This window comes from Sphingomonas sp. CCH9-F2 (genome assembly GCF_001556735.1).
Lineage (GTDB): Bacteria > Pseudomonadota > Alphaproteobacteria > Sphingomonadales > Sphingomonadaceae > Sphingomonas > Sphingomonas ginsenosidimutans.
Window position 1 is genome coordinate 1 of record NZ_LSJO01000631.1, and the last position, 5682, is coordinate 5682.

Below are 5682 nucleotides of genomic sequence, written 5' to 3' on the forward strand. Positions count from 1 at the left end.
CCGGCAACGACAGCTCAGAATTGACTTGCGACCAGCGCGATTAGACGACGATCGAGTTTCGGGAACGGCGTCTCGCCCGTATGACTCGATTCGAGAATCGACAAAGCGCGGCTATGGTCAGCAACCCACAAACACGAATTTGAGATCTAAATGCTGATATTTAGAGGATAGGTATGCTACGCCCATTCATTCCTGCGCGCGATCATGGTCAATCCCAATCGTTCTACGAAGCCTTGGGCTTTGTAGTCGAATATGCAGACGATAGCATCGCCGTCATGTCGAACGGTGACGCGAGCTTCCTCCTTCAGAACTTCTATGTGAAGGAACTGGCTGAGAATTTCATGGTGCAGCTAGTGGTTTCGGACTGCAAGGAATGGTGGCATCGCCATAATCCCGCAGCCGTGGCAGAACGGTTTGGCGCACTAGCCCCAACAGCTCAAGCGGTTCAGCCTTGGGGTTTGACGGTCGGCTTTGTTCACGATCCTTCCGGAGTGCTGTGGCATATAACCGAAAGATTGTGATGACCGTCCGGAGCGCCACTGGTAAGTTGTCCGGCTTTCCCAAGAGGGAACCTGTGACGGGAATTCCCCCGCGCGGATCACGCCGCAAGGACTCCCGCGCGCATCGTTTCCCAAAACCTGTTCCCGATCGCACTTTCCCGAAACGGATCGATGGAGACGGGGAAACGGGGAAGCGGGAAGCCGCGCCTGAGCGAACGCGTGCTTCGTCAGGCGGGTTGCGCGCTCCGCTTACCGCACCAAACCCTGTCCTACACCGCCGCGATCCGGCATGATCGGCGGACGTTCCTTCTCACCGTCCAGCCTCGCCGTGAACCGACGCCGTCCGCCCGCGCTCGGTCGCGCCCGTGACGCGACACTCTGGCGACACGCACGCGCCCACATTCGCCGAAAAAACCGCGCGGCGTCTCAACATTCGCAACATTCGCGGGCGATGGTGACGCGGCTAGTCCTGCCGCGCCAGCCATTCCTCCAGCCACTTGATCGTATATTGCCCTTCGCGGAACTCGGGATCGTCCAGCAACGCCTGGTGCAGCGGGATGGTGGTCTTCATCCCCTCGATCACGAATTCCTCCAGCGCGCGGCGCAACCGGCGCAGCGCGCCTTCGCGCGTCGTGCCGTAGACGATCAGCTTGGCTATCATGCTGTCATAGTACGGCGGCACCTTGTACCCGGCGTATAGTCCGGAATCGACGCGCACGTGCATCCCGCCCGGCGCATGGTACTGCTTCACCAGCCCGGGGGAGGGCGCGAAGGTGCGCGGATCCTCGGCATTGATGCGGCATTCGATCGCATGGCCGCGGAAGATCACGTCCTCCTGCCGCAGCGTCAGCGGGTGCCCCTCCGCGACGCGGATCTGCTCGCGCACCAGGTCCAGCCCGGTGATCGCCTCGGTCACCGGATGCTCCACCTGCAAACGGGTGTTCATCTCGATGAAGTAGAACTCGCCGTCTTCCCACAGGAACTCGATCGTCCCCGCGCCGCGATAGCCCATGTCGGCCATCGCCTTCGCCACGATCCCGCCCATCCGCTCGCGCTCATCGGCGGAAATGACCGGGGAGGGCGCCTCCTCCAGCACCTTCTGGTGGCGGCGCTGGAGCGAACAGTCGCGCTCGCCCAGGTGGATGGCGTTGCCGTTGCCGTCGCCGAAGATCTGGAATTCGATGTGCCGCGGATTGCCGAGGTACTTTTCCATATAGACGGTGGCATCGCCGAACGCCGCCTTCGCCTCGGTCCCGGCCTGCTGCATCAGCGTTTCGAGCTGGTCGGCGGACTGGCACACCTTCATGCCGCGCCCGCCGCCGCCGCTGGCGGCCTTGATGATGACCGGATAGCCGATCCGTTCGGCCAGCGCCTTCGCCTCGGCCACGTCGCTGATCGCGCCGTCCGAGCCGGGCACCAGCGGCAGTCCCAGCGCGCCGGCGGTGCGCTTGGCTTCCACCTTGTCGCCCATCACCCGGATATGCTCGGGCTTCGGACCGACGAAGATCAGGTTGTGCAGCTCGACGATCTCGGCGAACTTGGCATTCTCGCTGAGGAAGCCGTAGCCGGGATGGATCGCGTCCGCGCCGGAGATTTCCGCCGCGGATATGATGTTCGGGATGTTCAGATAGCTGTCGGTCGCCGCCGGTGGGCCGATGCAGATCGCCTCGTCCGCCAGCCGCACGTGCATCGCATCGGCGTCGGCGGTGGAATGGACCGCGACGGTCTTTATCCCCATTTCGCGGCACGCACGGTGGATGCGCAGCGCGATTTCGCCGCGGTTGGCGATCAGCAGCTTCTTGATCTGCGCCACGCCGCTTACTCGACGACGACCAGCGGCTGGTCGAACTCGACCGGCTGGCCGTTCTCGACCAGCACCGCCTTCACCACGCCCGCGTTCGGCGCGACGATCGGGTTCATCACCTTCATCGCCTCGACGATCAGCAGCGTGTCGCCCGCCGCCACGCTCTGCCCGACGCTGGCGAACGGCTTGGCGCCTGGTTCGGCGGCCAGATAGACCGTGCCGACCATCGGCGAGCGGACAGCATTGGCATCCGACGGCGCCGACGGTCCGGCGACGTCGACCTGCGGCGCGCTGCCGGCGGCGGCCGGTGCGGGCGCGGCGGGTGCCGGCGCGTAATGGACCGGCGCGGCGACCGCGGCGGCCTTGCGCGCGACGCGGATCTTGCGATCGCCGTCCTCGACTTCGATTTCGGTCAGCTGCGTGGCGTCGAGCAGCTGGGCAAGCTGGCGGACCAGATCGACATCGACCTGCATCGCGCCCGGATTGTTGTTGTCGGTCATGCGACCCCATTCCCCTAGATTAGGGCGCGCCTCCTGTCAGAAGCGGGCCGCTGCTTCAAGCGCGAGCATATACGACAAAGCGCCGAACCCGGCGATACTGCCCTTTGCCGCGCGTCCCACGAACGAGGTGTGGCGGAATTCCTCCCGCGTGTGCGGGTTGGACAGATGCACCTCGATCACCGGGGTGCGGATCGATTTGATCGCGTCGTGCACCGCGATCGACGTGTGCGTGAAAGCGCCGGCGTTCAGGATCACGGCGCGTGCGTCATATGCCTGCGCCTCGTGCAGCCAGTCGACCAGATGCCCTTCGTGGTTGGACTGGCGCATGTCGATCGCCAGCCCCAGTTCGCGCGCCCGGTCCTCCAGCGCGCCGGCGATATCGTCCAGCGTGTCGTGGCCGTAGATCTCCGGCTCGCGCGTGCCGAGCAGGTTCAGGTTCGGGCCGTTGAGGACGAAGACGGTATCGCTCATGTGCGCAGCCATCGCACCGTCCGCGGCGCAGCGCAACGTTGCCCCGCCCGCCCGGCGACCCTAGATGACGCGCATGACCCACAGCGACGGCACCATCACCATCACCGTGAACGGCGAGCACAAGCGCGTTCACGCCGGCCTTTCCATCGCGGACCTGGCGCAGTCGCTGGGGCTGGTGCCCGAAAAGGTCGCGGTGGAACGCAATCTGGAGGTCGTGCCGCGCTCCACGCTGGCGCAGGTGATCGTCGAGGACGGCGACGAGCTGGAGATCGTCCACTTTGTCGGCGGCGGCGATCACGATGCGGACACCTGGACCGTCGCCGGGCGCACCTTCCGGTCGCGGCTGATCGTCGGCACCGGCAAGTACAGGGATTTCGCGCAGAACGCCGCCGCGCTGGAGGCGTCGGGCGCGGAGATCGTCACCGTCGCCGTGCGGCGCGTCAACGTCAGCGATCCGAACGCGCCGATGCTGACGGATTATATCGATCCGAAGAAGGTCACCTATCTGCCGAACACCGCCGGCTGCTTCACCGCCGACGACGCGATCCGTACCTTGCGGCTGGCGCGCGAGGCGGGGGGCTGGGACCTCGTCAAGCTGGAGGTGCTGGGCGAGGCGCGCACGCTCTATCCCGACATGCGCGAGACGCTGAAGGCGACCGAGGTGCTGGTGCGCGAAGGCTTCAAGCCGATGGTCTATTGCGTCGACGATCCGATCGCGGCGAAGCAGCTGGAGGAAGCCGGCGCGGTCGCGATCATGCCGCTGGGCGCGCCGATCGGTTCGGGGCTGGGCATCCAGAATCGCGTGACGATCCGCCTGATCGTGGAGGGCGCGAACGTGCCGGTGCTGGTCGACGCCGGCGTCGGCTGCGCCTCGGATGCGGCGGTGGCGATGGAGCTGGGCTGCGACGGGGTGCTGATGAACACCGCCATCGCCGAGGCGAAGGACCCGGTGCTGATGGCCGCGGCTATGAAGTCGGCGGTGGAGGCGGGGCGAATGAGCTATCGCGCGGGGCGCATGGGGCAGCGTCGCTATGCCGACCCGTCCAGCCCATTGGCCGGTTTGATCTAGGTCATTTTGGCGGAACAACCCGCGTCGCCCGCCGTTCTGGCTGTATAGGTTCAACAGCCAGTAACGGAGTAAGGCGATGGGCGAGCTGGTCGACAAGATCAAGGGCAATGTCAACGAGATGGTCGGCAAGGCGAAGGAAGCCCTTGGCGATCACAACCATGACGAAAGCCTGAAGGCCGAAGGTCAGGCGCAGCAGGCGCAGGGCAAGGGCGAACAGTTCAAGGGCAAGGTCAAGGGCGCGCTCGGCGACGATATCTGACCTGTCGTTTTCCTTCGGGTCGCACCGGAAGGATGGGGCCGCTCCGTACCACGGGGCGGCCCTTTTGCTGCCGGCTGGTCATTGGTTGCGGATCGCGGTCAGCGTCGTCCCGGCCGTGATCTGCTCGACATCGGTCTTGCAATGGAGCAGTCGCAGTCCGGCCTGCTCCATCGCGCGGTCCAGCGCGGGAGCGAAGGCGGCAGTCGTCTCGACCGTCTCCGCCCATCCGCCATAGGCGCGGGCGAGCGCGGCAAAGTCCGGATTGGCGAGCTGCGTGGCGCACGGGCGGCCCGGAAACTCGCGCTCCTGATGCATGCGGATCGTGCCATAGGCGCCGTTGTCGACGACGATCACCAGCATGTCGGCGCGATGCTGGACCGCGGTGGCCAGTTCCTGTCCGTTCATCAGGAAATCGCCATCTCCGGCGACCGCCACGACCATCCGCCCCGGCCGGCGCAGCGCCGCCGCGACCGCGGCGGGCACGCCATAGCCCATCGCGCCGGCGGTCGGCGCCAACTGGGTCCCCGGCCCGGCGTAGCGCCAGTAACGATGCCACCAACCCGAAAAATTGCCCGCGCCGTTGCAGATGATCGTGTCCGCCGGCAACCGCGCGCGCATCGCCGCGACGCACGGGCCAAGGTCGAGGGTCACGCCTTCGCGGGGGCGGGCGGTGGTCCATTCGCGATAGGCATCGTGCGCCGCGGCGGTATGCGACACCACCGGTCCGTCGATCGGCAGCAGCGCCTCGGCGAATTCCGCCATCCCGGCGCAGATCGCCAGATCGGTGGCATAGGTGCGGTAAAGCTCGTCCGGGTCGGGATGGACATGGACCAGCCGCTGGCCCGGGTGATCGGGCGTTACCAGCGTGTAGCCGTCGGTCGTCGCCTCCCCCAGTCGCGCGCCGACCACCAGCAACAGGTCCGCCTCCCGCACGCGCGCCAGCACCGCGGGGTTGGGGCCGTAGCCCAGGTTGCCGGCATAGGCGGGGCAATCGTTGGGAACGGCGTCCTGCCTGCGGAATGCAGCGACCACGGGGACGCCGGCATGGGTGGCCCATACGGCAAAGGCGCCTGCGGCGG

General features: G+C 66.3%; 7 protein-coding genes. 3 read left to right on the forward strand and 4 right to left on the reverse strand.

Annotation, left to right across the window (positions count from 1 at the left end; all coding sequences use genetic code 11):
* Positions 1-173 precede the first annotated feature (173 nt).
* Complete coding sequence (locus AX685_RS21265; RefSeq protein WP_231792288.1) at positions 174-521, forward strand: glyoxalase; 348 nt, start codon at positions 174-176, stop codon at positions 519-521.
* Between the two features lie 442 nt (positions 522-963).
* Here AX685_RS21265 and accC read toward each other — a convergent pair whose 3' ends face one another.
* The 3 genes from accC to aroQ are packed head-to-tail and all read right to left on the reverse strand — an operon-like array spanning position 964 to position 3275.
* Positions 964-2313 (reverse strand): acetyl-CoA carboxylase biotin carboxylase subunit, encoded by a 1350-nt coding sequence (accC, locus tag AX685_RS17800; RefSeq protein WP_066491056.1) that lies wholly within the window; start codon positions 2311-2313, stop codon positions 964-966.
* 5 nt (positions 2314-2318) lie between these two features.
* Positions 2319-2804, reverse strand: a complete 486-nt coding sequence (gene accB, locus AX685_RS17805; protein WP_066491059.1) for an acetyl-CoA carboxylase biotin carboxyl carrier protein — start codon at positions 2802-2804, stop codon at positions 2319-2321.
* A 36-nt stretch (positions 2805-2840) separates the two neighbouring features.
* A complete protein-coding gene (gene aroQ / locus AX685_RS17810; protein ID WP_066491061.1) occupies positions 2841-3275 on the reverse strand; it encodes a type II 3-dehydroquinate dehydratase in 435 nt (144 codons plus the stop codon).
* Positions 3276-3348: 73 nt separating this feature from the next.
* On the opposite strand from aroQ, the gene thiS reads away from it, so the two are divergent.
* The gene (thiS, locus tag AX685_RS17815) at positions 3349-4344 is read left to right on the forward strand and encodes a sulfur carrier protein ThiS (RefSeq protein ID WP_082741073.1); all 996 of its coding nucleotides are present in this window, start codon (positions 3349-3351) and stop codon (positions 4342-4344) included.
* 76 nt (positions 4345-4420) lie between these two features.
* Positions 4421-4603: a CsbD family protein gene (locus AX685_RS17820; RefSeq protein ID WP_066491063.1), complete on the forward strand. Its 183-nt coding sequence runs from the start codon at positions 4421-4423 to the stop codon at positions 4601-4603.
* A gap of 78 nt (positions 4604-4681) precedes the next feature.
* Here the strand turns inward: AX685_RS17820 and AX685_RS17825 are convergent.
* Positions 4682-5682 (reverse strand): thiamine pyrophosphate-dependent enzyme (locus tag AX685_RS17825; RefSeq protein ID WP_231792289.1); only part of this gene is annotated, 1001 nt, incomplete at its 5' end.